Genomic DNA, 26,907 nt, shown 5'->3' on the forward strand with positions numbered 1-26,907 from the left:
ATAGCAGGCCATGACTTCAGCGGACACAGCCAGGAAGGCTCTGCCGGGGCCGGAGCGACGTGCGAGCGCGCGGCGCCCGCGCGTGCTTCAGGTCATCACCAAGCTCGACATGGGCGGTGCGGAGGTGGTCGCGCTCGACCTCGTCTCGGCGCTGCGCAGGGATGTCGATTTCGCCGTGGCCAGCGTGCTCGACGTCGATCCCAGCCCGGTGGGCGTGGCCATGGCGCGCCAGCTTTCGGACATGGCCATCCCCTTATTCCCCGGTGCGCGGGGCCATTTCAAGAAGGGCGGCGCGCTGCAGTCGGCCTGGCGCCTGGCGCAGGCGGTGCGACGCTTCCAGCCGGACCTCGTCCACCTCCACACCGAGATGCCCGAGCTGACCTGGGCCATCGCAGGGCTGCTCGCCCCCGGCTTGCGCAAGGTTCCGGTCCTGCGCACGGTGCACAACTGCGAGCTGTGGATCGCCTGGGGCCGGATCGGCCGCTGGGTGACCGGGCGGCTGGCCGGAGCGCAGGTGCTTGCCGTCTCCCGGGCGGCCGCCGAGGCCGACGCCGCCATCCCGACTCGGCGCACCCGGCCAGTGGCGGAGGTCGTCTACAATGGCGTCACCGCGCCCGTGGCGGCCGGTCCGGATGACAGCTACGATGGGGGCGGCGATGACCGGACCGGCGTCCACGTGCTGTTCGCGGGCCGCCTGATCGAGCAGAAGGCGCCCGATCTGCTCCCCGAGATTCTCCGCCGGGCGCATGCCGCGACGCCGCGCCGGGACGTGTGCGTGCGCATCGCCGGCGCCGGGCCGCTCGAAGCCGCCCTGCGCGACGCGCTCCACGGCATCGCGCCGGGCTGGACGGTCACCATGACCCCGCCCATCGCCAATCTCTCGTCGAAGCTCTCGCGCTTCGATGTCGTGCTCATGCCCTCCCGCTACGAAGGGTTCAGCATCCTGGCGATGGAGACGCTCCTGTCGGGCGTGCCGCTCGTCGCCACCCGGGCGCCCGGGCTGCGCGAGGCGTTCCCCGACGATTATCCCTTCTGCGCCGAGGTCGACGACGCCGCGGGGCTCGGCGCGATCCTCGCCGGCGTCATCGCCGATCCGGAGGCCGCCCGTCAGAGGATCGCCGTTCTGGTGCCGGCGCTGGCGCAGCAATTCGCACCCGACGCGATGATCGCGCGCCATGCGCAGATCTACGCGGCCGCAGCCCGGAGCCCGGCGGCATGACCGGAACGACGCCGCCGCTCGTGACCATCGGCATCAAGGCGCTGAACGAGGAGGAGCACATCGCCGCCGCGCTGCGCAGCGCCTGCGCCGCGGTGGAGGGCCTCGACGGCGAAGTCGTGCTGGCCGACAGCGGATCGACCGACCGCACCGTCGCCATCGCGCTGGAGTTCGCGGCCGACGGCGCGCCGGTCCACGTCTGGCGCCTGCGCGACACGCATCTGCGCTGCTGCGGGATCGGCGCCCAGCTCGCCTTCCAGCAGGCGCGCGGCGAGTACTTCTATCTGCTCGACGGAGACATGACGCTCGACCCCGAGTTCATCCGCCAGGGCCTCGCCTTCCTTCAGGCGAACCCGGATTACGCGGCTGTCGGCGGCCGGGTGGTCGAAGTGCAGACCCAGAGCATCGAGTTCGAACTGCGGGCCCGCTCGGACCTGGAGAAGGGCTCCGCGATCTCGGGCGAGGTGGACCGGCTCGATTGCGGCGGTCTCTACCGCACCTCCGCAATCCGCGCGGTAGGATACTTCGCCGACCGCAACCTGCACGCGTTCGAGGAATTCGAGCTGGGCGCGCGCCTGCGCGCACAGGGCTGGAAGCTGGCGCGCATCGCGGCGCCCGCGGTCCGCCACTTCGGCCATGCCGTGGGGGGCTACCGCCTCATGCTCAAGCGGCTGCGCAGCGGCTACGCGGGCGGCCCGGGAGAGGTCGTCCGCGGCGCGCTGGGCGCACCGCACTTCCGGCAGGTGCTGCGCGACTTCTCCCAACTGCGCAACGGCATCGCGGTCTGGGGCTGGTGGATCGCCCTTGTCGCCGCCGCCATCGCCGGTCTCTGGATCCCGCTGGCGGTCCTCGTGCTCGTGCCGATCGCGTTCCTGTCCTGGCGCCGGGGAGGGCTGCGTCTCGGGCTCTATTCGCTGGCGACGTGGAACGTGAACGCGATCGGGCTGATCCAGGGCCTGGCGAGGACGCGCACCGCCCCGCGCACGCCGATCGAGGCGCAGGCGATGAAGCCATGACCCGGCGCCTGCTGATCGTCCATTCGGCCGGCGACTTCCGCGAGGCCTGGCGCCTGCGCGAGCAATCGGGCGGCGAGGTCTACTACGGACACAGCTATATCCTCGACGAACTGGCGCGCATGGCCGCGACCTTCGACGAGGCGGGCTATCTGGCCGGTTCGGCTCCCGTCTACGACGAACGGCTTCCTTCGGGCGCCCGGGTCCTTGGCGCCGGGGCCGATCCCTATGCCGATCCCGCGCCGACGCTGGCGGCCATGGCCCGCTTCGCCCCGACCCACCTGATCGTCCACGGACCCATCGCGCCGCTGCTCCGATGGGGGCTCCAGAACCAGCTGGAGGTCGGCTGCGTGCTCGCGGATTCGTTCCACATCGACCCCGTCCGGCGCTGGCTGCGCCATCGCGGCTTGCCACGGCTGCTCAACGATCCGGGAATCACGCTGGTCGGCAACCACGGCGTCAATGCGGCCAGGGGGCTCGTCGATCTCGGCGTGAGGCCCGACAAGGTCATCGCCTGGGACTTCCCCCATGCTCGCTCCCCCGCCGACTTCGCACCGCGCCAGCTCGGTCCCGCAGGGCCGCGGCGGCTGTTCTATGCCGGTCTGATCGTGCGGTCGAAAGGCGTGGGCGAGCTGATCCGCGCCGTCGCGCGGCTGAAGCCCACCCGCGACGTGCGCGTCTCCATCGCCGGGGCCGGGCGGGTGGACGCCTATCGCAACCTCGCCCGGCGGCTGGGCGTGGCGGACCGGGTCGAGTTCCTGGGCCTCGTCCCCAACACGCAGGTACTCGAGCATATGCGGCAGGCGGACGCGGTGGTCGTGCCCAGTCGCCACGCCTTTCCCGAGGGCCTGCCGCTCACGCTCTACGAAGCGCTGACCTCGCGCACGCCGCTGATCGCGTCCGACCACCCGATGTTCCGCGGCCACCTGCGCGACGGGGAAAGCGCGCTCGTCTTCCCGGCGGGCAACGCCAGGGCGCTGGCCGCTGCGATCGAGCGGCTGTTCGACGATGCCGCGCTCTACGAACGGCTGTCGCGCCACGCCGCAGACGCCTGGCAGCGCATGCAGTGCCCGGTGAAATGGGGCACCATGATCGAGCGGTGGACGCGCGGCGATCCGTCCGACCTTGCCTGGCTGCGCAGCCACGCGCTCGACGCGGGAGAGCCGCAGTGACCGGCATGCCCGAGCCCGGCGCATGGCACTTCGCCATGACCCACAGCGCGCCCGGCGGCCTGATCGAGATCTGGAACGACGTTGCCGCCGGCTTGGAGGCGCGGGGGCACCGTACGGGTCGCTTCGTCCTCTATCCCGACCACCTGCTCGGCGGTGAGCAGGACGCCCGTCGCGCCGGCTGGCATCACCTGCTGGACGCCCGCCCTCGCGGGCCGGGCGGGGCGGTTCGCCTGATGGCCGCCCTCGTGCGATGGCTGCGCCTGACGCGGCCGAGCGTGGTGGTCACCGCGATGCCCCTGGCCAACGTGGTCGTCGCGGTGGCGGCCACGCTCGCACGCACGGGCACCCGTGTCGTGGCGACGCACCATTCGCCCATCGACACCCACAGCGCCGCGATCGTCCGCCTCGACACGCAGACCGGTCGGCTTCCCGCCGTGGCTGCGGTGGTGGCGGTGTCGCATGCCGTGGCCACGTCGCTCTTCGCCAAGCCGGCGGGCTACCGCGCGAAGGTCAGGGTCATCCACAATGCGCTGCCCCACGCGGTGGAGGACCTGATCGAGATGCTGCGCGGGGACGAGACAGGCAAGGGCGAAGCCGGCGAGGGCGAATCAGGCAAGGCGGTGCCGGGCCGCTGCATCGCGGTCGGCCGGTTGTCGCACCAGAAGAACTATCCGCTTCTGCTGCGCGCCTTCGCCCGCATGGACGCCGGCACGCTCGACATCGTCGGCGGCGGCGAGGACGAGGCGATGCTGCGCACCATGGCGCGCGAACTCGGGCTCGAAGGGCGGGTCCGCTTCCTCGGCCAGATGAGCCGAAAGGACACGCTCGCCCATTGCTCCACCGCCCAGGTCTTCGTGCAGGTCAGCCACTACGAGGGGCACAGCCTCGCCCTGATCGAAGCGGCCCGGCTTGGCCTGCCGCTGGTGGTCTCGCATGTGCCGGTGCAGCTGGAAGGCATCACCAATGCCGCCGGGGAACTGTGCGGCCAGTCGGTGCCGCTGACCGATGCCCCCGCCCTGGCGCGCGTCCTGAGCGCGCTCCTGGGCGACGGCGCCGCGCGCGCCGCGTGGGCGGCGCGTTCGCGCGCCTTGGGCCTGGAGGCCTCCAGCGCCCTCATGGTGGACCGCTACGAGGCTCTGCTGCGGGACGTGCAGGCATGAATATCGCTCGACACGTTCCCGCCGAATTGGCAGGGTCGCGCCCCATGGTTGCCCTGACGTGCGATGCCCGACCGATCCGCGAACGTCGCCGCACCCGAGGGCCGGCGCGATGAACCGGGCCGCCACCGGCGCGCAGCGGCTGTTCCTGATCGAACGGCGCAAGGCCGAGATGGAGAACCGGCGCCTGCTCGTCTCCATCGGCCTCGTCATGCTGTTCCTGCTCTCGGTCGTGGGCACGAACCTGTTCTTCACCTCCGCGATCGGGACCAACGCGACGGGCGGCGACGCCTTCCGCCAGATCGGCATCATCGCCGCATGCGTGCTGCTGGTGATCGCCCAGGTCGAATATCCCGGAACCCGGCCGCCCATGGCCATACCGATCTCGCTGGCGATCGTTCTGGGCTACTGCGTGCTCTCGCTCAGCTGGTCGCTGGCGCCGCTGATCTCCGCCCGGCGCCTGATCCTGTTCGGCCTGACGGTGTGGATCGTCGTCCGCGCGGTCGGAGACCTTGGTGCCGTACGCACCTTCAACATCCTGCGCTGGACGCTGGTGCTGCTGCTGCTGGCGAATTTCGTCGCCGTCTACACCACCCCGCTGGCCGTACACAGCTCGTCGCTGGGCGAGACCGGGACGACCGCAGGCGACTGGCGCGGCGTGTTCACGCACAAGAACTCCGCGGGGCCGGTGCTCGCGATCACGATCATGCTGTTCCTGTTCGATCGCAAGGCGGTGCCGTGGCTCCTGTGCATCCCGGTGATCCTGCTGAGCGCCTATTTCCTCTACAAGAGCAATTCCAAGACCTCGATGCTGGTGCTGCCGCCCGCCATCCTCGTCGGCTGCGCGATGCTGTACTATGATCCGCGCCAGCGCTTCCTGGTCTGGGCGGCGATCCTGGGCGCGCTGGCGGCGGCGGCGGCGGCGATGCTCTATTCCCCCACGGTCGCGCAGATCATCGACGATCCGCAGGCCTTCACCGGACGCGGGCGGATCTGGCACGTCCTGTTGCTCTATGTGCGAGAAAACCCGTGGTTCGGCGCAGGATACGGCGCATTCTGGCAAATCGGCCCGGCAAGCCCGGTCTACCGGCTGGACAACAGCTGGGTCGCGCACAACACCGGCCACGGTCACAACGGCTATCTCGACCTGATCGTCACCCTCGGTATTCCGGGCATGGTCCTGACGGTGCTGGTGATGCTGTTCTGGCCGACCGCGAAGCTGCTCTCGGCATGGCAGATCGGCCGCCAACGCCGCGCCCTCCTGGCAGCGATCATCTTCTATTGCGCCCTGCACAATCTCAGTGAATCCTCGCTGCTCGGCAGTACGCCCGTCCAGATCCTGCTGCTCATCGCGGTGGTCCTGACGCATCATCTGGCCGCGCAAAGCGAAGGCTGGCACCGCGATCTGCGCTTGCGGATCGAGGATCGCTGGAAACGACTGGCGACCTGACCGCATGTCTTTTCGCCCGATTGCGCCGATTGGCTGATATCCCCTTCTGTATTCCTTGCGTGCCGCTACAATGCTATGCGGCATGGAAAGAGAAGGGGGCGGGACCGCCCGCCACCTGCGCCTTCCTTGTTGCAATGCGGCAATTTGATTGCGAAGACAGTTTCAACTGCAGCCGTTCAGGGCTCTGAGGTGCATGCGCTTGATCGAAAAATCGAACGATTCAGGATTGAGCGTAGAGGTGGCCCGCGTTTTGGAGACGGCTGAGTTCTACACCCAGCCCGGCACCTTGTACGTGGGCGGTCTGCCGATCGTGCGGCTGACCAGCGAGCAGATGTGCCAGGTCATGGTGCACGACACGGCAAGGGCCCGCACCGGCCTGCTGAAGCGACCCCGCGTCATCACCTCCGCGAACGGCAACACCATCGCGATGTATCACTCGCAGTCCGCCTTCCGCGCCCTGATCGACCAGATGGACGTCATCAACGCCGACGGCATGCCCCTGGTCGTCGCCAGCCGCCTGTTCTGCACACATCCCCTGCCCGAGCGGCTCGCGACCACCGACTTCATCCTCGATGCCTCGCGCACGGCCGCCCGGTCGGACCTGCGCTTCTACTTCCTGGGCGCCCGGCCCGGAGTGGCGGCGCGCGCCGCCGACCATTTGCGTGCGCAGTTCCCCGGCCTGCAGGTGGTGGGCACCCGCCACGGCTATTTCGAGCACGGCGAACTGGCGGGGATCTGCGCGGAGGTCCGCGAATCCGGTGCCGACGTACTCTGGCTGGGGCTCGGCTGCGGCTTGCAGGAAGCGATTGCCCTGGAGTGCCGCGACCAGCTGCCCGGCCTCGGCTGGATCCACACCTGCGGCGGTCTCTTCGACTACTACGGCGCCGGCGTCTCGCGCGCTCCGGTGTGGATGCGCAAGGCCGCGCTGGAATGGGCCTATCGGGGGGCGCGGGAACCGCTTCGGCTGGGCTGGCGGTACCTCACCACCAACCCGAGCGCATTCTGGCACCTTGCGACGAAAACCCATGACTGAGGGCGGTGCGATGGCCTACGCGACAGTCCTCGGGCAAGATCTCCGTCCGGGAACATCAAGGATAGACCGATGGCTCGCGATCGCCAGAACATCCGCTTCGACCAGTTCGTCAAGCCCAAGCGCCGGTGGCCCAAGGTGATGGCCTGGGGCGGCGCTGCGCTGGCGGTGATCGCGGTGGCGACCGGGTCGCTGGCCTACCTGAACCGTGACCAGCCGGAGCCGCTGTCCACCGCCGTGCCGCGCGCGCTGTCGCAGGCGGGAGGCCCCGTCGCCAAGGAGACGTACCAGTGGGCCCCGGTCGCCGTCGGCGGCGGAGGGTTCATCACCGGCATCACCATGGATCCCGCCGGGCGGACGTTCCTGGCGCGGGCGGACGTCTACGGTGCTTACGTGTGGGATGCGAAGGCGGACCGCTGGCAACAGCTGGCGACTGCCGCGACCATGCCGCAGGTCAACCGCACCCAGGACGGCATCGCGACCGGCGCCTTCGAGGTCGCGGTCGCTCCCTCGCGGCCCGATCGCCTGTACATGGCGATCAAGGGCCAGGTCTATCGTTCGGATGACCGGGGCAGGACCTGGACGCTGGCCGCGGCCGGCAATCCCTTCCCGCTGACCTGGGATGCGAACAGTGAATGGCGCCTCTACGGCCCCTTCCTGGCGGTCGATCCGGGCAATCCCGATATCGTGCTGCTGGGCACGCCCGGCAGCGGCGTCTGGCGCAGCGCCGACGCGGGCGCATCGTGGCACCGCGTCGCCAGCCTTCCAGTCAACGTCGACAAGGCCCCGAACGCGGAAGGCATGCAGAGCCCGGGCACGCAGGTCTGGTTCGAGACCGCCGGCAAGCGCGCGACCGGCCGCGTCTTCAGCTTCGTGGCCGGCCGCGGGATGTACGTGTCGAAGGACGCAGGTGCCACGTTCGCGCCGCTGCCCGCCGCCGGCGTCGCGCCGACCACGCTCAGCCGTGGCGCGTTCGATCGCAAGGGCGTCTTCACCGGCGTCGATGCCTCGGCCAAGACGATCTGGCAGTACCGCGACGGCGCCTGGCACGATCTCGTCAAGGAAAAGAACCTGCGATCCGCGGCCTATGCCGCGGTCGCCACCGATCCGCGCAGCGACCGCATCGTCGTCTCCGCTATCTCGGGTGCCGGCTACATCAGCGAGGACGGCGGTGCGAGCTGGGCGACGCTCTCGGCCACCGCACGGGCGGGCGAAGGCGATCCGCCGTGGCTGCGGATGGCCGACGGCCCCTTCTTCTCGACCGGCGACCTCATGTTCGACGCGGTCAAGCCCAACCGGCTGTGGGTGGCGCAAGGCATGGGCGTGTTCTATGCCGACGTCGAGCCCGGCACCACCAGCCTGGAATGGGTCAGCCAGACGCGCGGCATCGAGGAACTCGTCACCAACGACATCACCCAGTCGCCGGGTCACGCGCCGATCTTCTCCGCCGCCGACTTCGGCGCGCACATCAAGTCGGACCTGACCGCCTACTCGACGCGCTTCGTGCCCAAGCGCGCGTTCATCGCCGTGCAGCAGATGGACTGGACCCCGGCCGACCCGAACTTCCTCGTCACCAACGCCTCCGACACGCGCCCATGCTGCGCCGAGGACGGCAACGCGGTGATGGCCGGCTACAGCACCGACGGCGGCAACACCTGGACCAAGTTCGCCTCGCTCCCGACCCCGCCGGGGACCAAGGAGGAGGACCCCTGGCGCATGGGCTACGGGACGATCGCGGTTTCCGCGGACAGCACCGACAACATCGTGTGGCAGCCCGGCCTCAACCGCATGCCCTACTACACCACCGACCGCGGGCGGACCTGGCAGCCGGTGCGTCTGGAGGGGGCCATCGGGGACAATCCCGGTTCGTTCAGCACGATCTGGAACCAGCGCAAGACCTTGGCGGCCGACCGCGTCAGGGCGGGCACGTTCTATCTCGTCCATAGCGGCGACTCCCCGAACGAGCGCCTCGCCGGCGTGTGGCGCACGACCAATGGCGGTGCCTCCTGGACGCAGGTGTTCACCGGCGAGATCGCGCCGATGAGCGCCTTCTCCGCGAAGCTGCGGGCGGTCCCCGGCAAGGCGGGGCATCTCTTCTTTACCTCCGCCTTCGCCTACACCACCGACACCGTCCTGCGGCGCAGCACCGATGGCGGGGCGCACTGGAGCGTCGTGCCCGACGTCACGCGCGTGGACGACGTGGCGCTGGGCAAGGCGGCGAAGGGAGCCGACTATCCGGCGATCTACATCTCGGGCCGGGTTGCCGGCGAATACGGGATCTGGCGGTCGACGGACAACGCGCGCAGCTGGCAGCGCCTGGTCGACTTCCCGATGGGTTCGCTCGACATGGTGACCGTCCTCGGCGCGGATCCCGACGTCTTTGGCCGCGTCTACATCGGCTACAAGGGGTCGGGCTGGGTCTGGGGTGAGCCCGCAAGCTGCCAGTCGGCGCCGCTGAAGCCGTTCGACGCGACGCAGTGCAGCTCGGTGCAGCGCTAGACACGCCTGCAGAACCGTCGCTTCGTCGCGACTCAGCCACGATCCGTCCTTCGGCGTCCTTCGCAACCACGCGTTGCGCAACCCCGTGCCGCCGCACCGCACGGGCGAAAGCGGGCGGATGTGAGAGCAGCATATTGCAATTGCGAAGAATCTTGAAGATTCTCAATCCGGAGGCCTCATTCCCGAGGAATACGCAACAGTTACCCGGATGATCTCTCAGGGGACAAGAGTGGAAGTCTCCAGCCCTCAACATGAGGTTACCGCAAAAGCTTAACGTCGAATCACAGTAATTCACACAGGTGTGAACGTTTGATCTTAAGTGAACTTAGATCTTTTTGCTTCGTATGCTGATGGTAAAGGAAATGTTGTCGCGCCAAGGTCTCCGTGATTTCGGCAAGCGCAGGCTAAACCGGGAACCAAGGGCTTGAACATGACCCCAGAGCCGATTACACCCGCGGGCATATATCTTCTAAGGAAGGGTGGGATTTCGTGAGATTGGGTAGGCTGCTGACATTCATAGCTCTGGCCGCTCTCGCGGGGTGCGCCGGATCGAACAATTTGCGCGTGTCATCCGGCGAGCGCTACGATCTGTCGTCGGACCTGAACGAGACGTATCTCCTCGGCCCGGGCGACAAGGTCCGCGCCACCGTCTTCAACGAACCCAATCTCTCCGGCGACTTCTCGGTCGGCGCCGACGGCATGGTCTCGCTGCCTCTCGTGGGCGACGTTCCCGCCACCGGCAAGACCACCAAGCTGGTGGCGGACGACTTCGCCCGCCGGCTTGCGAACGGCTATCTGCTCAATCCCAGCGTCGCCATGGAAGTCACGGCCTACCGGCCTTTCTTCATCCTCGGCGAAGTGGAGAAGCCCGGTCAATACCCGTATGTCAACAACATGACCGCGCTCAATGCGATCGCCACCGCCGGCGGTTACACGCCGCGTGCGAAGCGCACCATCGTCTACATCCGCAAGTTCGGCGAGGCCGCAGAGACCGAGTACGAACTGACGTCCTCGCTGCGCATCATGCCCGGCGACACGATCCGCCTCGGCGAGCGCTACTTCTGAGCTCGTCCCCGGCATCGGTGTCGAAGGTGGCGCAGTCGCCTTCGGGCATGCTGCTGCGGGGCACAAAGAACGCCGTGTACGGGGCCTCCCCGTGCTTCGTGCATGAAGGTCCATAATGACGTCTCGCGCGAACCGCTATCTGCTGCGAAGCCTGCCGCTGGCGACGTGTTTGACGTGGGCAGGCGCCGCGCATGCGCAGACGGTTTCCACGATCATCGATCCGGTGGTTCCCGTCGATTTCGACCGCGGTCGAAACACCAGCGTGGCCCGAGAAGTCGATCCCCATTTCCGGCCCGTGGGCGTCCGGATGGGCGGCTTTCAGGTCTATCCTTCCATCATGTTGACCTCCGGGGCCACCGACAACGTCTACGTCAACAATTCGGTCAAGGTCAGCGACGCGTTCTTCGCCTTGCAGCCGCAGGTCCAGGCGCGGTCCAACTGGTCACGCCACAGCCTCTCGATCGACGCTAGCGCCGACATCTACCGCTATGCGCACCAGACGCTGCGCAACCGCGAGGAGTACGGGGTGGTCGCGATCGGCATCGCCGAAGTCTCGAGCGAGATCGACATCAAGGGGCGGATCAACTTCGACCGGCGCGCCGAGTCGCCGTTCCTCAACGATCTGTCGGCAGATGTCTCCGTGCTGTCCCAGTATTCTCGGTTCAACCCGAGCCTGTCGGTCATATACACCGGAGGGCATACGCGCCTGACGGCGACGGCCGAGCGCTACACGTTCCGCTTCAGTTCCGCCAGCAATCCGGACGGGTCGATCCGCGACCAGGCGGAGCGAGATCGAGACATCAATCGCGCAGGTGTCCAGGCTGACTACGCCTTCACGCCGAGTGTGGCCGCTTACGTCCAGGTCAATGGCGAGCACACCAACTATCTGTCTCCGCGCGCGGACGGCAGCGCCAACCGCGACGGTGACACGTTCCGCGTCATGGGTGGGCTTTCGCTCGACCTGGCGGGATTGCTGCGCGGAAACGTCGCTGCGGGCTACACACGGAAGAAGTACGACGCTCAGCGGTACAGCGACGTCGGCGGCCTGACTATCGATTCCAGTCTCGAACTGTTCGTAACGCCGCTGACGACGGTCGCGCTCGTGGCGAAGAGCACGTTGCAGGACATCAACAACAACGTGGTCAACGGGGCATACCGCGACATCACGTTCTCCGCCGATGTCAGCCATGCCCTGCTTCGGAATCTGCTGATCAAGGGGCGGGTCGCCCACATCCGGCGCAGCCCGGTGGAAAGCGGCGACCGTATCGGGCAGGCCATCGTACAGACGACGCTGGGCGCCGCCTACCAGGCGGATCGCTACACCATCCTGTCCGTGAACCTCGGCTACGGCCGCGGCCGCCCGAGGGACAACTCCGGCAGCGTATCCTTCGATGAATTTCGAGGGCTGCTATCGATTCAATTGAGGCTGTAAGTTAATGCAGGCCATCAATCCCACCCACATGCGCAGTGTGTCACGAGGCAGCAGAGTGTCACGACAAGGGGCGACGCAACGATGAAAGTCATGAACGACACGGCGAACTACGAAGCGCGGTTGGCGGACGTCATCCGTACGGCTCGTGACGTCGTCAAGCGCAGGATCCTGATGCTGGGCCTGGTGGCTGCCGTCATCACCATCCTCGGCGTCGTCGGGACGCTGATGATGACCCCCGTCTACGAAGGCGTGACGCGGCTGCAGATCGATCCCTCCCGCAACCCGCTCGCCCGCAGCGCTTCGGACGCGCAGGCGCAGCTGGCGAGCGAGGCGATCGAAACCGAGGTGTCGGTCATCAACTCGATCGATCTCGCCCGCACCGTCGTCAAGCGGCTGAACCTCACCAAGGATCCCGTCTACGTCGAACAGTTCGCCGAGGCCGCGAAGAAGCAGGGGCCGCTCACCGACAGCGACAAGCTCGACGCGGTCGCGCGCCAGCTGCTCGCGCACCTTTCGGTGAGCCGCGAGAAGCTGACGTACATCATCGGCATCCGCTTCCGCGACGAGGACGCATCCAAGTCCGCCAAGATCGCGAACGCCTTCGCCGCCGCCTACCTCGATACGCGCGTGGGCAACAACATCGGCACCGCGGCCCGCCAGTTCGAGTTCTTCGAGAAGCGCCTGCAGGAACTGGCCACCGAGGCCCGCGAAGCCGACAACAGGGTCGCCGCGTTCCAGGCCGAGCACAGCATCGTCAAGAGCGGCAACAACGCCCAGACCACCATTCTCGACCAGCAGGTCGGACCGCTGGCGACCCAGCTGAGCGTCGCCCAGGCCTCGGCAGAGGAGGCGCGGGCGCAGCTTGCCATGGCCAACGCCCAGGTCCGCGCCGGCCGCATCGACGCCGTCGCCGACGTGCTCGATTCGCAGACCATCATCGACTTGCGTCGCCAGCGCGCCGAGATCAGCCGTGACCTGGGCCTGATCGAGAACCGCTACGGCCCGCGCCATCCCGACGCCATCCGCGTCAAGGACCAGCTGGCGCAGATCGACTCGCAGATGCGCGACGAGGCGAACCGCATCATCCGGGCCCTCCAGGCGAAGGCCGCGGCCGGCGATGCCCAGGTTCGTGGGCTGCGCGACGAGATGGCGCGCCTCGAAGGCCAGCAGGCGCAGGACGTCCGCGCCCGCGTCACGGCGGACAGCCTGCAGCGCGAAGCCGATTCGAAGCACACCGCCTACGACAAGATGGCCGACCTTGCGATGGAGAGCCGCCAGGCCTCGCAGAACTCGATCGCCCAGGCCCGCATCATCGACGCCGCCGAGACCCCGGTCGCCCCGGCCGCTCCCAACAAGCCGCTCCTGTTCCTGGTTTCGCTGCTGCTCGGCATCGGTGCCGGCGTGGCCGTCATCACCGTGCAGGAACTCATGGTCTCGGGCGTCCGCAGCGTCGAGGACGTCGAGGGCAGCCTGGGGATCCCGCTGATCGGCGCGATCCCCGCCCTCAAGAAGGTCCAGCGTCCTGCGGACAACCTCCTGGAGAAGCCGACCTCGCAGTTCGCCGAAGCGCTCCGGAACGTCCGCGCCTCGATCGTCGGCGTGAAGGGCGGTGCCGAGCGCCCCAAGATCATCGCGCTGACGTCCGCGATGCCGGCGGAAGGCAAGACCACCACGGCGCTGGCTCTGGCCCGCACCATGGCGCTCAGCGGAAGCCGGACCGTCCTGTTCGACGTCGACGTCCGGCGCGCGCAGATGCGGCAGATCGCCAGCAACGTCACCGGAACCGGCGGCACCGTCGAATTGCTCCAGGGCAGCATCTCGCTGCGCGAGGCGATCCAGCCGTCGGGCCTGGAAGGCATGGACCAGATCCTGGTCAAGGAGCCGTACTTCAGCTCCGAGAACCTGTTCGGCAACCAGGCCATCCACGACGTGCTGGGCGAACTGTCCCGGGAGTACGACGCGGTGATCCTCGACCTTCCGCCGCTTCTGGGCCTGGCGGACGGCCGCTTCATCGCGGCGCTGTCCGACGCTGTCGTGCTGATCGTGAAGTGGGACGAGACGCCGCAGCACGTCGTCGAATCGGCGGTGAACGCGCTCAAGTCGGACGGCTCGAACCTTGTCGGCGCAGTGCTGTCGATGGTCGACCCGGGCGCCCGCTCGGTGGGCAGCTACTACTACGACGAGAAGTACTCGCACTACTACACGCCCAAGGAATCGTAAGCGACACATCGCCGACGAGCAAAGGGTCGCCCTGGCGGGCGGCCCTTTTTGCTGCCCAGCTTCTGCTGGCCGGCTTTTGCTGTCCGACGGGCGCTTGGCACCAGCGAGCGGGGGCGAACGGGCGCGAGCGCGATGCCGGCACGAGCGCGAGGTTGTCGCGCTGGGGAATTCGCGCCAGGGGCCCAGGGCCTTCGACAAGCTCAGACTGAGCCGGTGGGGGCGGTCAGGTCCCGCCGAAGGGCTATCCGCCCTGCTGGGCCGAAGAGGCCGGGTTGGCGACCCAAGCGACGTCTGCGCCGCGCCTCCGGGCCTTCGACAGGCTCAGGCTGAGCGGGTGGGGCGGTCCCGCCCCGCTGGGCCGAAGAGGTCGCGCTGGCGACCCCAGCGAGGCCTGCGCGGCGCCTCCAGGCCTTCGACAGGCTCAGGTCGAGCGGATGAGGGGAGGCGAGGTCCGGTCAGGCCCTTTCGGCCATCCAACCCGCTCAGGCTGCGCTGGTCGCAGCATCCGGGCCGCACCGCATGGCCCGAACGCGCAGCGGGAGGGGCTTACTGGCCGCCCATCTGCATCGCGATCTCGCGCGCGCAGGCCTTGAGGCGGGGGAGCAGTTCGCGCACGCCTTCGCGGATCTCCAGGGTGCTGGCGAAGAAGGCCACCGTCAGGCAGCCGTGGACGTCGTCCTTGCCGCCGATCGGGACGGCGATCGAGGAGGTCTTGCCCGGGTTGAGCGTGAAGCGGTTGTAGCCGCGCGCGGCATAGCCGCTGACGCGCACCGCCTCCACCAGCCCGCCTTCGCGCAGCAGGCCCAGCATGTGGCGGATCTCGTCGTCGCCGAAGCGCGAGAGGTTCCCCAGGATCGTCTGCCGCTCGTCGTCGGGGCAGAACGCCAGGTGGACCAGCCCGGCGGCGCAGTCGAGGATCGGCATCGCGTAGCCGGGATGGTATTCGTTGAACGTGAGCGAGGTCAGCGAATGGGTGGAATCGCGCAGCACCATCGAACTGCCGACCCGGGTCGAGAGCGTGATCGGCCAGCCGATCTCGCGCGTCAGCGCGGCGATGTGCGGGCGCGCCACGTGCACCAGCTCGCCATGCCCCTCGAACCCCTGCGACAGCGTCTGCACGAGGGCGGTGGGGCGGTAGTGCTTGCGGCCTTCCTCGCGCTCGATGAGGCCTTCGTGGAGCAGCGTCTGGACGATCCGGCAGGCAGTGGGATAAGGCACCTGCGAGGCCTGCGAGATGTCCATCATGTTCAGCGAGCCGGCCTGGTTGATCGCCTGGAGCACGCTGATCGCCCGGCTGATCGCGCGAATCGGGATGCCCCGGCCGGCCGAATCGTCCTCGACGTCGTTGGCGACGTCCGGACCCTTGGGGTTCCGACCGTCCAGGGGAATGACCGCGCGTGAAGCCATGGCTTGCGTACCCTTTGCTCGCGAATCCGAAAAGAGACGGGCCTTTCCGGAGTTCATTTGTCCCAAACATAATACATATTACGCGGGCAGGGACAAGCGGATGATCGCAGGTCGGTCACTTCGTCAGGCAGGTCTCCAACAGGAACGATCCAGCCGGCCTATCCGGACGCCTGGGCCGCGGCGCTGCGGCCCGCGATCTTGCCCAGCGTGGTGGCGGTGAGCAGGCCGTTGCCGGCGAGGTAGCCGTAGCAGCCGTCGCCCGAAACCCCGCGCGCGGCGCCGCCGCCGGCATAGAGGTTGGGTAGCGTCGTCCCGTCGGCGCGCAGCACGCGGGCCGCATCGTCGACCACCAGGCCGCCCTGGGTGTGGAACAGCGCCCCGGTCACCTTGGCGGCGTACCAGGGGCCGGCCAGCTCGGGCTTGCCGGTGAAGTCGCGCCCGAAGGGGTCCTGCGCCTCGCCGCGGGTGCAGGCGGCGACCTGCGCCACGGTGCGCGCCAGCGCCTCGGCCGGAAGGCGGGTGGCGAAGGCCAGCGTGTCGAGGTCCTCGGCGGTGACGATCGCCTGCGCCGAGAGCGCGTCGCGATAGTCCTCGAACTCGCACATCAGCGCGTGCAGCCGCGCATCGAAGATCGACCAGGCCACATGGCCGGGCTGGGCGTTCACCTTGGCAGCCTGCTCGGAATAGCCTGCCGCCTCGTTGCTGAAGCGCTCGCCGTCCTGGTTCACCTGGAAGCCGCCCTGCATGATGAGCGGCCACAGGATCGGGATGCCGTGGCCGGCGGCCAGCCCGCCGTGGCCCTGGTAGGCCGTGAGGTCGGCCATCGCCGCGCCGAGCTGCTCGCCCCAGCGCAGCGCGTCGCCCTTGTTGCCGGGGTGGCCGTGGAAGGTGGCCTCGGCCATCTCGGGGATGTGGCGGGCGACCAGGGCGGCGTTGCCGGCGAAGCCCGAGCAGGCGAGGATCACCGCGTCGCAGGCAACATCCTCGGCGCTCCCGTCGGGCCGGGTGAAGCGGACCAGGGAGACGCGGCCCTCGCCGTCGGCGACGAGCTCGGTGACGGTGGCGCTGGTCAGCAGCATGACGCCGGCGTCCTCGGCCGCGCTCTGGAGGCAGCCCATCAGCTCGCCGCCCGAACGCTTGGGCGTCCCGAACATGCGGCGGGCGCTGTGGCCGGGGTAGACGAAGCCGTCGAGCAGGTCGAGCGGCACGCGATGGCGCTCGCGCAGCCAGGCCACGGTCTCCGCCGACTGGCGAGCGAGGTTGAGCGCCATGCCGGGATCGGCGCGGCCCTTGGTCTTGCGCGAGATGTCCTCGGCGAAGATCTCGGGCGAATCGATGACGCCCTGTTCGGCCTGCTCGGGCGTGCCGGCGGCCGGGATCAGGCCGGTCGACATCGCGGTGGAGCCCAGCGGGGTCTCGTCGCGCTCGATCACCAGCACCTCGACGCCGGCGTCGGCCGCGGCGAGCGCGGCGCACAGGCCGGTCGCGCCGGCGCCGATCACCACCACCGGGACATGCATCGTCTCGCTCATGCGTGTTCTCCTTCGGGAAGCACCGACCAGGCCCAGGGCCGCTGCCCCCGGTCGGCATGCTCGTGCGCGTCGATGGCGGCGCGGTCGAGCAGGGTCAGGGCGATGGGATCCAGCCCCTCGGTCAGCATCAGCTTGGCTTCCTCGTCTATGGCGAAGCGCCAGGTCTCGCCCCCGGCGCGGATCTGCTGCGCAGGCAGGTCGATCTCCAGCACGAGGCCGGCCTGCGCGAAGGGTTCGGGCGGCAGCACCACCGGCAGGATGCCGTTGCGGATGCAGTTGCCGCGGAAGATCGGGCTGAAACCGGCGGCGATCACCGCGCGGAAGCCATACTCGGCGAGCGCCCAGACGGCGTGCTCCCGGCTCGACCCGCTGCCGAAGTTGGCGCCGCCCAGCAGGATGCGCGCGCCCTGGTACTCGGGCCGGTTGAGCACGAACTCGGGGTTCGGCACGCGCGCGTCGACGTCGGTGTAGCGCCAGCCGGCGAACAGCCCTTCGGCGAGGCCGCTCTTGGACACCGACTTCATCTCGCGCGAGGGGATGATGGCGTCGGTGTCGACGTTGTCGCGGATCAGCGGCGCCGCGATCGAGGTGAGCGTCAGGAACGGCTGCATCAGCGGGCCTCCACCAGGCGGGGATCGGCGATGACCCCGGCGATGGCCGAGGCGGCGACCGTGGCGGGGGAGGCGATGTGGGTGCGCGTGCGCGGGCCCTGGCGGCTCTCGAAGTTGCGGTTGGTGGTGCTGATGACGCGCTGCTGCGGGCCGAAGCTCTCGCCGCCCGCGAAGAAGCACATCGAGCACCCGGCCTCGCGCCATTCGAACCCGGCTGCGAGGAAGACCTTGTCGAGCCCCTCGGCCTCGGCCTCGGCCTTCACCCGGGTCGAACCGGGCACGCAGATCGCGCGCACGCCCGGCGCCACCTTTCGGCCGGCGAGCACTTCGGCGGCGGTGCGCAGGTCGGACAGGCGGGCATTGGTGCAAGAGCCGATGAAGGCGGCGTCGATCGGCAACCCGGCGAGGGCGCCCTGCTCGGCCAGGCCCATGTAGTCGAGCGCGCGGGCATGGGCCTCGGGCGTGGTCGGGGCGGCGTCGGGCGCGGGCGCGTCGAGCTGCGGGACGGTGCCGGCCAGGGCGACCGACTGCTGCGGGCTGGTGCCCCAGCTCACCATCGGCACGACGTCGGCGGCGTCGATCCGCACCTCGCGGTCGAAGTGCGCGCCCGCGTCGCTGTGCAGGCCGGCCCAGTGGGCCTGCGCGGCGTCCCAGTCCGCCCCGCGCGGCGCGTAAGTGCGGCCCTCGAGCCAGGCGATGGTGGCGGCGTCGGGGGCGATGACCGCGGTGAAGGCGGCGAGCTCGGTCGCCATGTTGCACAGCGTCATGCGCGCCTCGACCGACAGGGCGGCGATCGCCGGGCCGGCGTACTCGACCGCGTGCGCGCGCGCCCCGCCCGAGCCGAGCCGGGCGATGACGTGGAGCGCGAGGTCCTTGGCGGTGACCCCGGGGGCGAGCGCGCCCTCGACGGTGATGCGCATCTGCGCCGGGCGGGTGACGCGCAGGGTGCCGGTGGCGAGCGCGTGCTCGGCCTCGCTCGAGCCGATGCCCCAGGCCAGCGCGCCGAGCGCGCCCTGGGTGCAGGTGTGGCTGTCGGGGCAGACCAGCGTCAGGCCGGGCAGGACGATGGCGTTCTCGGGCGAGATGACGTGGACGATGCCCTGGCGGGGGTCGCCGATGTCGAACAGCGTCGCGCCGGCGCGCCGGGCGGCCTCGCGGGTGGCGAGGATGAAGTCGGTGCCGGTGGGCATGATGGTGCGGTCGGTGCGCCCGGGCAGGGTGTCGACCACGTGGTCCATCGTCACGAACACGCGCGAAGGATCGCGGACCGGACGGCCGCTCTCCTCCAGCGCCATCAGCGCGATGCCGCCGGTGCGCTCGTGCAGCAGGATGCGGTCGATGGCGACGAGGCCGGTGCCGCCGCCGAGGTCGCGCACGAGGTGCGCGTCCCACAGCTTGTCGAAGAGAGTGCGCGCCACGGTGGTCAGTCCCCCGTCGCGGCGAGGCGCTCGCGCAGCTCGGCGCCGTGCTCGTCGGGGCGCGGCAGGTCGCGGAACAGGCCGGGGCGGCGGCCGTCGATCTCGAGCGGCAGCGCCGGCAGGCGCGCGACGGTGCCGTCGGACAGCGTCACGTCGAGCAGGCCGCCGCCGGCGTTGAGGTGGGCGTCGTCGACCAGCTCCTCGGGGCGGACGATCGGCGCGAAGGGCAGGCCGCTCTTCTCCAGCCGCGCGACGAGGTCCTCGCGGTTCATCGAGCGGAACAGCGCCGAGACGCGCGGGATGATCGCATCGCGCGCCTTCACGCGCTCGTTGTTGGTCTCCCACTCGCTTCGCGCCGCGAGGTCGTCGAGCCCGAAGTCGGCGCAGAAGGTCTTCCACTGCCCGTCGCTGACGACGCCGACGAACAGCTGCTCGCCCTCGCGCGCGGTCTCGAACACGTCGTAGATCGCCCAGGCGGAGATGCGCACCGGCATCGGCCGCGCCGCCGCGCCGGTGACCGCCATCTGCGCGATGTGCTGGCCGACGAGGAAGGCGGTGGTCTCGTAGAGGCTGCACTTGATCTCGGCACCGCGGCCGGTGCGGTGGCGCTGCTCGAGCGCGGCGAGGATGCCGATCACGCCGAACATGCCGCCGGTGATGTCGATCACCGAGGAGCCGGCGCGCAGCGGGCGACCCGGAGGGCCGGTCATGTAGGCGAGCCCGCCCATCATCTGCGTCACTTCGTCCAGCGCGGTGCGGTCCTCGTAGGGGCCCTTGAGGAAGCCCTTGGCGGAGCAGTAGATCAGGCCGGGATTGGCCTCGGACAGCTTCTCGTAGCCTAGCCCGAGCCGCGCGAGGGTGCCGGGCCGGAAGTTCTCGATCACCACGTCGGCCTCGGCGCAGAGGCGCTCCGCCACCGCGACGTCCTCGGGCTCCTTGAGGTCGAGGCAGATGCTGCGCTTGTTGCGGTTGAACATCGGGAAATAGCCGGAGCCCGAGCCGAGCAGCGTGCGCGTGCGGTCGCCCTCGGGCGGCTCGACCTTGATGACGTCGGCCCCGAGGTCCGCGAGGATCACGCCGACCGAGGGACCCATCACCATGTGGGTGAATTCCACGACGGTGATTCCCTGGAGCGGTGCCGGTCCGTTGTCCGCGGTCTGCTGCGCTGTACTCAAGATCTTGCCCCCTTGCGCCCCGGGGCGGCTGCGATTGGTCGACCCGGCGAAATTGCTATATTAGTAATACAATTGACGCTGTGGTAGCAAGGGTGCGCCGCGCCGCACCGCAGCCCATCGCCGGAGTGCTCGCATGGTGAACAGTGGCGCTGCGCTATTGGCGAAGCCCACCGCGAGGGAGTAGGAGGGCGCTCAACATGGGAATCCGGGCATGATGATGGTCAGAGGGGCGGCATCCGGCGCGCGTCGTGCGGCGCAGGGGCAGCTCGCCCGGGATGCGGCGATTCCGCTCTACCACCAGATCTACCTGACGCTGCGCGACGAGATCACGCGGGGCGACCGTCCCTTCGGCACCCCGGTGCCCACCGAGATGGAGCTGGCGGAGAACTACCACGTCTCGCGCATCACCGCGCGGCGGGCGCTGGACGAACTGGCGATGGGCGGCTTCGTCGAGCGGCGCCGCCGGCTGGGCACCCACGTGATCTTCCGGTCGAGCGCCAAGCCGATCGAGGCCAACATCGACCAGGCGGTGGAATCGCTGATCGCCTTCGGCCAGAACACCGCGGTCAAGGTGCTGGAAGTGACCACCGAGCCCGCGGTCGGCCCGATCGCGCAGAAGCTCGGGCTGGTCGAGGGCGAGCCGGCGATCCGCGCGGTGCGCCTGCGCTCGGGGCGCAGCGGGCCGCTGGGCCTGATCGTCAGCCACATGCGCGCCGGGCTGGGCGTCTCGGTCACGCCCGAACGGCTGACCGACCAGCCGATCCTCTCGCTCCTGCGCGAGGCGGGGGTGAAGATCGGCGGTGCGGTGCAGACGATCGAGGCCATGGTGGCCGATCCCGACATGGCCGAGCAGCTCCAGTGCGAGCCGCGCGCGGCGGTGCTCCACGTCGAGCGGCTGGTCGAGGATGCGGGCGGCGACACGGTGCTGGTCACCAATGCCTATTACCGCGCCGACCGCTATCGCATCACGCTCGACATGCACGAGCAGGGACAGTTCTCGCCCACTTACGGGTGAGGGCGGGTGAGGGCGGGTGAGGGGGTGACCCTGTTCGCCTGGCGGTCACCGACCGCCCGCGAACTCTTGCGTCCCGGGCTAATTGGTATACGTCTAGGACAAATATCCGGACGAGTTCCCGAGGGTCACGAAAACAATGGACATCCTGGTTAGCGAAGTGGGGCCGCGCGACGGGCTGCAGAACGTCAAGCGGACCATGCCGACAGCGGCCAAGAAGGCGTGGATCGACGCCCTCGTCGCGGCCGGGGTGCGGGAGATCGAGGTCGGCAGCTTCGTCCCGGCCAAGCTGATCCCGCAGCTGGCCGACACGGCCGAGATCGTCGCCCACGCGCGCGGGCACGAGGGGCTCACCGTCGCCGTGCTGGTGCCCAACCGCCGCGGCGCCGCCGACGCCATCGCCGCGGGCGCCCACAAGCTGACGCTGCCGCTCTCCGTCTCCGAGACGCACAGCCTGGCGAACCTGCGCAAGACCCACGCGCAGGTGCTGGAGGAAGTACACGCCATCACCGCGCTGCTGGCCGCGCTGCCGCAAGCCGAGCGCCCGCACTTCGAGGGCAGCCTTTCGACCGTGTTCGGCTGCACCCTGGAAGGCGCGATCCCCGACGCCACCGTGCTGCGCCTCGCCTCCGAGCTGATGGCGGCGGGCTGCGACGAGGTCGGCCTCTCGGACACCACCGGCTACGCCACGCCCGGCGAGGTCACGCGCCTCGTCCGGATGGTGCGCGGCGAGGTCGGAGAGGCGGCGGTGACCGGCCTGCACCTGCACAACACGCGCGGGCTCGGCCTTGCCAACGTGCTGGCCGGGCTGGAAGCGGGGATCACCACCTTCGATGCCTCCATCGGCGGCCTCGGCGGCTGCCCCTTCGCGCCGGGTGCCAGCGGCAACATCGTCACCGAGGACCTCGTCTTCATGCTGGAGGCGATGGGCTGCCGCACCGGCATCGACATCGCGCGCCTGCAGGATTCGCGCCGCATCGTGGCCGAGGCGCTGCCCGGCGAGCCGCTCTACGGCTTCATCCCCGACGCCGGCCTGCCGAAGGGCTGGGCTCCGGCCGCACCCTCTCCCGAAACCGTGAGGACTTTCGCATGAGCACCGCTGAAACTCTCGTCGGAACGCGCATGGTGCGCGAGGACAAGACCGCCCGCCAGATCTTCGAGGCGGTGATGGCGAACCCGGGGCGCGCGAAGTTCGGTTTCGGCGAGAAGCTGGCGATCGTGAACGTCGACTTCCAGAACGCCTATACCCGCATCGACCGCTACAAGACGGCCTACGAGACCGACCCGCGCCAGATCGAGCACACCAACACCATTTCGCGCCTGGCGCGCGAGGCGGGGATGCCGGTGATCTGGACCCACGTCGCTTACATGGACAGCGCCGCCGACGCGGGCGTCTGGGGCACGCGCACCGATACGCCGGACTCGCTCCAGAACATCAAGTTCGACAGCGACCGCCACGCCTTCGACGCGCGCTGCGCGATCGACCGGAGCGTGGACGCGATCTACACCAAGCGGATGCCCTCGGCCTTCTTCGAGACGCCGCTGCAGAGCCTGCTGGTGTGGCACAAGGTCGATACCGTGGTCGTCACCGGCGGCTCCACCTCGGGCTGCATCCGGGCCACCGCGGTCGACAGCCTGAGCCGCGGCTATCGCACCATCGTGCCGATCGAGACCTGCGCCGACAAGCACGAGTCCTACCACTTCGCCAACCTCACCGACCTGCAGCTCAAGTACGCCGACGTCGTGCCGGTGCAGGAGGTGGTGGACTGGTTCGGAGCGCGCGCGTGACCGGCGGCCCGGTCCCGGCCGCGGGCATGCGCGAGGGCGAGCGCGACCCCGGCCTCTACGGCTTTCGTCCCTGGCGCGACCGCCCGGAGATCGCGTGGCCGGACGGCAAGAAAGTGGCCGTCTGGGTCTCTCCGAACCTCGAGTTCTACGAGATCGACCCGCCCAGGAACCCGCACCGCAGCTCGTGGCCGCGCGTCCACCCCGACGTCGTCGGCTACGGCCACCGCGACTACGGCAACCGCGTCGCTCACTGGCGCATGGCCGAGGTGATGAGCAAGCACGGCTTCCCCGGCTCGGTCAGCCTCTCGGTCGCGATGTGCCAGCACATGCCCGAGATCGTCGCCGACGCCGACGCCCGGGGCTGGGAGTTCTTCAGCCACGGCATCTACAACACCCGCTATTCCTACGGCATGGACGAGGCGCAGGAGCGCGCGATCATCGAGGATTCGATCCGCACCGTGCGCGAGGCCACCGGGCAGACGATCAAGGGCTGGCTGGCTCCGGCGCTGACGCATACCCCGCGCACGCTGGACCTGATCGCCGAGTACGGGCTGACCTATACCTGCGACCTCTACCACGACGACCGGCCCAACCCGGTGAACGTGAAGAGCGGCCGGCTGATCTCGATGCCCTACAGCCTGGAGGTCAACGACCACTACGGCTTCTTCGTCTACAACATGAGCCCGCGCGAGTACGCCGACACCCTGATCCGCCAGTACGACCGGCTCGCGGACGAGGGCGGCACCGTGATGTGCATCCCGCTTCACGCCTACCTGATCGGCCAGCCGCACCGCATCGGCCCGTTCGAGGAGGTGCTGCGCCACATCGCCGCCGACGGCCGCGCCTGGATCACCCGCAGCGGCGACATCGCCGACCACTTCCTGGCCAGCGGCGGCTACGCGGCGGCCGAGGCGGACTGCGCGCGCTACGCCGGGGAGGTCCGGGCATGACACTCGATCCCAGCTACCTCGAATACCCCATGCGCCGCCGGGGCATGGACCATGACCTCTACCCCTGGTCGAACATCGCCGAGCGGCCGCCGCTGGCGCTGCCCGGCGGGGCGCGCATGGCCGTGGCCCCGCTCGTCAGCCTCGAGTGGTTCCCCATCGTGCCGGGCCCGGCGCCGTTCCGCGCGCCCGGCCACATGCAGACCGCCTATCCCGACTTCCGCCACTACACCGCGCGCGAATACGGGACGCGGGTGGGCTTCTACCGCCTGCTCGACGCCTTCGCCAAAGTGGGGGCAAAGGCCACGGTGGCGGTCAACGCCGCCATCGCCGAGCGCTATCCCTCGATCGTCGCCGACATCCTCGCGGCTGGGCACGAGATCGTGGCGCACGGGATCGACATGGACTCGACCGTCGACAGCACGGTGCCCGAGGACGCGGAGCGGGCGATGATCGTCGCCGCGCGCGACACGCTGGCGGCCGCGATGGGCACCGCGCCCAAGGGCTGGATGTCGCTGGCGCGCCAGCAGAGCTGGAACACCCCGCGCCTGCTGGTGGAGGAGGGCTTCGGCTACTGCCTCGACTGGGTCAACGACGACCTGCCCTACGTGCAGGCGACGCGCGCGGGGCCGCTGGTCTCGGTGCCCTACAACCACGAGCTGTCGGACCGGCAGGTCATCGTCGTGCAGCAGCATTCGGCCGAAAGCTACGTCGAGCAGATGAAGGACGCCTTCGCCTGGCTCTCCGGCGAGGTCGAGCGCGGGGGCGCGCCGCGCGTGCTGCCCCTGCACCTCACCCCCTACGTGATGGGCCTGCCCTTCCGCATGGGCGCGTTCGAGGGGCTGCTGGAGTGGCTCGCGGGCCAGCCCGGCACCGTGTTCGCGACCGCCGGCGAGCTGGCCGCGGCGCTGCCCGGAGAGGCCGCGTGAAGGCCGTGCTCGGATGGGCCGCGGCCCTCGCCTCCCTGGCCACCCTGTCGCTTCCCGGCGCGCTCCAGGCCCGGACCCCCGGCGAAGACCCCCTGTGGGACGCCGCCCGCGCGGAGATCTGGACCAAGGAGCTGGCGATCTACGAAGGGCGCGGGCGGGGCGACCTCTCGCTCTACCTCGGCAACACCGCGCGCGACTATCTCGCCTGGCCGCCCTTCAACGAGGTGCCCAAGGGCAACGAGGGGCTGCAGGCGACCGGGGCGCAGATGGCCGGGAAAACGCAGGAACGGCTGGAGATGACGTTCCTCGACATGGCGCTCAACGGCGATACGGCGGTGGTCTACTACAAGACCCATCGCACCATGCGCGCCGACGGCACCCCGGCCGACGAGCACTTCGAGGTGACGCATACCTGGGTGCGGCAGGACGGCACCTGGAAGGTGCTGGGCGGCATGGCCCGCGCCCGGCCCCTGCGCTGATGGCGCGCTGATGGCGCGCTGATGGCGCGCTAATGCGGCGCTAAGTGCGCGCTAAAGTTCCTCACCGGGCCGGCCGGAACACGCCGACCTGAACCTGAGGCCGTCCGTGCCCCGGCGCGGGCGGCCTCCGTCTGCCGGCGTCAGCGCCGCCGCTCGGTCGCGAACGCCAGCAAGGCCGCCACGCCCAGCCCCGCTCCCGCCACCGCGCAGGCGCTCCACCCGCCCCGCACGAACAGCAGCGGCGCCAGCGCCGATCCCAGCGCCCCGCCCACGAACATCAGCGACATGTAGATCGCATTGATCCTCCCCCGCGCCCCCGGCCGCAGCGCGTAGACCACGTTCTGGCTCAGGACCTGGTTGCCCTGCGTGCCCGCATCCAGCGTGATCGCCAAGATGGCCAGCAGCAGCACCGAGCCGGTCCACAGCGCCGGCACCGTCAGCGCGAAGCTGGCCGCGAGCGTCACCATGGCGAGCGCCGAGCCCAGGCGGGTGAGCCCGCGGTCCGCCATCCGGCCGGCGAGAGGCGCGGCCAGGGCGCCGCCCGCACCGGCCAGGGCGAACAGCGCGATCTGCTCGTGCCCCATCCCGAAACGCCGCTCCAGCATCAGCGGCGCGGCGGTCCAGAACAGGTTGAACGCGCAGAACAGGCAGGCCTGGTAGAAGGCCCGGCGGCGCAGCAGCGGCTCCTCCCGGACGAGCGCCGCCATCGAGCGCAGGATGCCGGCGTACCCGCTCGCGTGCGTGCCGCGGTGCTGCGGGAGCATGAACCAGAGCAGGACCGCCAGAAGCGCCAGCAACCCCGCCGGGAGGAGGAACGCCAGGCGCCAGTCGCCCACCGCCGCGAGCGCGCTCGCTGCAGGCCGCGCCAGCATGATGCCGGTCAGCAGCCCGGCCATCACGGTGCCGATCACGCGGCCCTGCCGGCCCTCGGGCGCGAGGTGCGCGGCCAGCGGGACGAGCACCTGCGCGCCGACCGAGGCCACGCCCGCGACGGCCACCGCGGCCATGAAGCCGCCCGCGCTGTGGGAAAGGCCGGCACAGGCCATCGCCGCGGCCGCGGTCGCCACCATGGCGCAGACCAGCGCACGGTTCTCCAGGCGGTCGGCCAGCGGGACGATGAAGAGGAGGCCCAGGCAGTAGCCGATCTGGGTCACCGTGACGATCAGGCCCAGCGTCGCGTCGGCCACCCGCAGGTCCGCGCCGATGGCGGAAACCAGAGGCTGGGCGTAGTACAGATTCGCCGCCAGGAGGCCGCAGGCGAAAGCGATGATGAGGGTCGAAAGCGACCCGTTGTTCGCAGTGCGAACAGTCTGCGGTTGCGTCCGGGAACCTGTTGGATCGAACTTTTTCAAGGG

22 protein-coding genes are annotated in these 26,907 nt (G+C 69.6%); 16 read left to right on the plus strand and 6 right to left on the minus strand.

The genetic code is table 11. The features are described 5' to 3' along the window. Window positions 1–82: 82 nt before the first annotated feature. From ACFFJC_RS12525 to ACFFJC_RS12570, 10 genes are all read left to right on the plus strand, one after another. Window positions 83–1,219: a glycosyltransferase family 4 protein gene (locus tag ACFFJC_RS12525; protein ID WP_379487818.1), complete on the plus strand. Its 1,137-nt coding sequence runs from the start codon at window positions 83–85 to the stop codon at window positions 1,217–1,219. Continuing rightward, window positions 1,216–2,232, plus strand: coding sequence for a glycosyltransferase family 2 protein (locus ACFFJC_RS12530; protein WP_379487819.1), 1,017 nt, complete (start codon window positions 1,216–1,218; stop codon window positions 2,230–2,232). The genes ACFFJC_RS12525 and ACFFJC_RS12530 overlap by 4 nt, the downstream gene beginning before the upstream one ends. Continuing rightward, window positions 2,229–3,401, plus strand: coding sequence for a glycosyltransferase family 4 protein (locus ACFFJC_RS12535; protein ID WP_379487820.1), 1,173 nt, complete (start codon window positions 2,229–2,231; stop codon window positions 3,399–3,401). The genes ACFFJC_RS12530 and ACFFJC_RS12535 overlap by 4 nt, the downstream gene beginning before the upstream one ends. A gap of 5 nt (window positions 3,402–3,406) precedes the next feature. Continuing rightward, window positions 3,407–4,561, plus strand: coding sequence for a glycosyltransferase (locus ACFFJC_RS12540; protein WP_379488034.1), 1,155 nt, complete (start codon window positions 3,407–3,409; stop codon window positions 4,559–4,561). Window positions 4,562–4,670: 109 nt separating this feature from the next. Continuing rightward, window positions 4,671–6,008: an O-antigen ligase family protein gene (locus ACFFJC_RS12545; RefSeq protein WP_379487821.1), complete on the plus strand. Its 1,338-nt coding sequence runs from the start codon at window positions 4,671–4,673 to the stop codon at window positions 6,006–6,008. 238 nt (window positions 6,009–6,246) lie between these two features. After that, a complete protein-coding gene (locus ACFFJC_RS12550; RefSeq protein ID WP_379487822.1) occupies window positions 6,247–7,041 on the plus strand; it encodes a WecB/TagA/CpsF family glycosyltransferase in 795 nt (264 codons plus the stop codon). Between the two features lie 69 nt (window positions 7,042–7,110). Further along, window positions 7,111–9,537: a WD40/YVTN/BNR-like repeat-containing protein gene (locus tag ACFFJC_RS12555; protein ID WP_379487823.1), complete on the plus strand. Its 2,427-nt coding sequence runs from the start codon at window positions 7,111–7,113 to the stop codon at window positions 9,535–9,537. A gap of 564 nt (window positions 9,538–10,101) precedes the next feature. Continuing rightward, window positions 10,102–10,602, plus strand: a complete 501-nt coding sequence (locus ACFFJC_RS12560) for a polysaccharide biosynthesis/export family protein (RefSeq protein ID WP_379488035.1) — start codon at window positions 10,102–10,104, stop codon at window positions 10,600–10,602. A 115-nt stretch (window positions 10,603–10,717) separates the two neighbouring features. Then, window positions 10,718–12,034 carry an outer membrane beta-barrel protein gene (locus tag ACFFJC_RS12565; protein ID WP_379487824.1) on the plus strand — a complete coding sequence of 439 codons (1,317 nt, stop codon included), beginning with the start codon at window positions 10,718–10,720 and terminating at the stop codon, window positions 12,032–12,034. 90 nt (window positions 12,035–12,124) lie between these two features. After that, complete coding sequence (locus ACFFJC_RS12570; protein WP_379487825.1) at window positions 12,125–14,254, plus strand: GumC family protein; 2,130 nt, start codon at window positions 12,125–12,127, stop codon at window positions 14,252–14,254. 546 nt (window positions 14,255–14,800) lie between these two features. Here ACFFJC_RS12570 and ACFFJC_RS12575 read toward each other — a convergent pair. The 5 genes from ACFFJC_RS12575 to ACFFJC_RS12595 all read right to left on the minus strand — a co-directional run bounded on the left by ACFFJC_RS12575 (window position 14,801) and on the right by ACFFJC_RS12595 (window position 20,397). After that, the gene (locus tag ACFFJC_RS12575; protein WP_379487826.1) at window positions 14,801–15,661 is read right to left on the minus strand and encodes an IclR family transcriptional regulator domain-containing protein; all 861 of its coding nucleotides are present in this window, start codon (window positions 15,659–15,661) and stop codon (window positions 14,801–14,803) included. A 158-nt stretch (window positions 15,662–15,819) separates the two neighbouring features. Next, on the minus strand, window positions 15,820–17,193 hold the full coding sequence (locus ACFFJC_RS12580; protein WP_379487827.1) for an FAD-dependent oxidoreductase: 1,374 nt from the start codon (window positions 17,191–17,193) through the stop codon (window positions 15,820–15,822). After that, window positions 17,190–17,804: a 3-isopropylmalate dehydratase small subunit gene (leuD, locus tag ACFFJC_RS12585; RefSeq protein ID WP_379487828.1), complete on the minus strand. Its 615-nt coding sequence runs from the start codon at window positions 17,802–17,804 to the stop codon at window positions 17,190–17,192. Before leuD ends, ACFFJC_RS12580 begins: the two co-directional genes overlap by 4 nt. Continuing rightward, window positions 17,804–19,222 carry a 3-isopropylmalate dehydratase large subunit gene (locus ACFFJC_RS12590; RefSeq protein ID WP_379487829.1) on the minus strand — a complete coding sequence of 473 codons (1,419 nt, stop codon included), beginning with the start codon at window positions 19,220–19,222 and terminating at the stop codon, window positions 17,804–17,806. The genes leuD and ACFFJC_RS12590 overlap by 1 nt, the downstream gene beginning before the upstream one ends. A 5-nt stretch (window positions 19,223–19,227) precedes the next feature. Continuing rightward, the gene (locus tag ACFFJC_RS12595; RefSeq protein WP_379487830.1) at window positions 19,228–20,397 is read right to left on the minus strand and encodes a CaiB/BaiF CoA transferase family protein; all 1,170 of its coding nucleotides are present in this window, start codon (window positions 20,395–20,397) and stop codon (window positions 19,228–19,230) included. 211 nt (window positions 20,398–20,608) lie between these two features. On the opposite strand from ACFFJC_RS12595, the gene ACFFJC_RS12600 reads away from it, so the two are divergent. From ACFFJC_RS12600 to ACFFJC_RS12625, 6 genes are all read left to right on the plus strand, one after another. Next, entirely contained in the window at window positions 20,609–21,412 is an 804-nt protein-coding gene (locus ACFFJC_RS12600) for a GntR family transcriptional regulator (RefSeq protein WP_379487831.1), read from the plus strand. A gap of 136 nt (window positions 21,413–21,548) precedes the next feature. Beyond that, window positions 21,549–22,502: a hydroxymethylglutaryl-CoA lyase gene (locus ACFFJC_RS12605; RefSeq protein ID WP_379487832.1), complete on the plus strand. Its 954-nt coding sequence runs from the start codon at window positions 21,549–21,551 to the stop codon at window positions 22,500–22,502. Then, window positions 22,499–23,197 (plus strand): isochorismatase family protein, encoded by a 699-nt coding sequence (locus tag ACFFJC_RS12610; RefSeq protein ID WP_379487833.1) that lies wholly within the window; start codon window positions 22,499–22,501, stop codon window positions 23,195–23,197. The genes ACFFJC_RS12605 and ACFFJC_RS12610 overlap by 4 nt, the downstream gene beginning before the upstream one ends. Beyond that, window positions 23,194–24,147, plus strand: a complete 954-nt coding sequence (locus tag ACFFJC_RS12615) for a polysaccharide deacetylase family protein (RefSeq protein ID WP_379487834.1) — start codon at window positions 23,194–23,196, stop codon at window positions 24,145–24,147. Before ACFFJC_RS12610 ends, ACFFJC_RS12615 begins: the two co-directional genes overlap by 4 nt. Further along, a complete protein-coding gene (locus ACFFJC_RS12620) occupies window positions 24,144–25,073 on the plus strand; it encodes a polysaccharide deacetylase family protein (RefSeq protein WP_379487835.1) in 930 nt (309 codons plus the stop codon). Before ACFFJC_RS12615 ends, ACFFJC_RS12620 begins: the two co-directional genes overlap by 4 nt. Further along, window positions 25,070–25,552 carry a nuclear transport factor 2 family protein gene (locus ACFFJC_RS12625; protein ID WP_379487836.1) on the plus strand — a complete coding sequence of 161 codons (483 nt, stop codon included), beginning with the start codon at window positions 25,070–25,072 and terminating at the stop codon, window positions 25,550–25,552. Before ACFFJC_RS12620 ends, ACFFJC_RS12625 begins: the two co-directional genes overlap by 4 nt. A 140-nt stretch (window positions 25,553–25,692) precedes the next feature. On the opposite strand, the gene ACFFJC_RS12630 is transcribed toward ACFFJC_RS12625, so the two are convergent. After that, entirely contained in the window at window positions 25,693–26,904 is a 1,212-nt protein-coding gene (locus ACFFJC_RS12630) for an MFS transporter (RefSeq protein ID WP_379487837.1), read from the minus strand. Between the last annotated feature and the right edge of the window lie 3 nt (window positions 26,905–26,907).

It is taken from the genome of Novosphingobium soli, from assembly GCF_042432915.1.
Classification (GTDB): domain Bacteria; phylum Pseudomonadota; class Alphaproteobacteria; order Sphingomonadales; family Sphingomonadaceae; genus Novosphingobium; species Novosphingobium soli.

What these genes read in the sequence shown, in the direction of transcription:
- ACFFJC_RS12530 (WP_379487819.1), top strand. Translation starts at nt 1,216, where the DNA reads ATGACCGGAACGACGCCGCCGCTCGTGACCATCGGCATCAAGGCGCTG.
- ACFFJC_RS12535 (WP_379487820.1), top strand. Translation starts at nt 2,229, where the DNA reads ATGACCCGGCGCCTGCTGATCGTCCATTCGGCCGGCGACTTCCGCGAG.
- ACFFJC_RS12540 (WP_379488034.1), top strand. Translation starts at nt 3,407, where the DNA reads ATGCCCGAGCCCGGCGCATGGCACTTCGCCATGACCCACAGCGCGCCC.
- ACFFJC_RS12545 (WP_379487821.1), top strand. Translation starts at nt 4,671, where the DNA reads ATGAACCGGGCCGCCACCGGCGCGCAGCGGCTGTTCCTGATCGAACGG.
- ACFFJC_RS12555 (WP_379487823.1), top strand. Translation starts at nt 7,111, where the DNA reads ATGGCTCGCGATCGCCAGAACATCCGCTTCGACCAGTTCGTCAAGCCC.
- ACFFJC_RS12565 (WP_379487824.1), top strand. Translation starts at nt 10,718, where the DNA reads ATGACGTCTCGCGCGAACCGCTATCTGCTGCGAAGCCTGCCGCTGGCG.
- ACFFJC_RS12570 (WP_379487825.1), top strand. Translation starts at nt 12,125, where the DNA reads ATGAACGACACGGCGAACTACGAAGCGCGGTTGGCGGACGTCATCCGT.
- ACFFJC_RS12575 (WP_379487826.1), bottom strand. Translation starts at nt 15,661, where the DNA reads ATGGCTTCACGCGCGGTCATTCCCCTGGACGGTCGGAACCCCAAGGGT.
- ACFFJC_RS12580 (WP_379487827.1), bottom strand. Translation starts at nt 17,193, where the DNA reads ATGAGCGAGACGATGCATGTCCCGGTGGTGGTGATCGGCGCCGGCGCG.
- leuD (WP_379487828.1), bottom strand. Translation starts at nt 17,804, where the DNA reads ATGCAGCCGTTCCTGACGCTCACCTCGATCGCGGCGCCGCTGATCCGC.
- ACFFJC_RS12600 (WP_379487831.1), top strand. Translation starts at nt 20,609, where the DNA reads ATGATGATGGTCAGAGGGGCGGCATCCGGCGCGCGTCGTGCGGCGCAG.
- ACFFJC_RS12605 (WP_379487832.1), top strand. Translation starts at nt 21,549, where the DNA reads ATGGACATCCTGGTTAGCGAAGTGGGGCCGCGCGACGGGCTGCAGAAC.
- ACFFJC_RS12610 (WP_379487833.1), top strand. Translation starts at nt 22,499, where the DNA reads ATGAGCACCGCTGAAACTCTCGTCGGAACGCGCATGGTGCGCGAGGAC.
- ACFFJC_RS12620 (WP_379487835.1), top strand. Translation starts at nt 24,144, where the DNA reads ATGACACTCGATCCCAGCTACCTCGAATACCCCATGCGCCGCCGGGGC.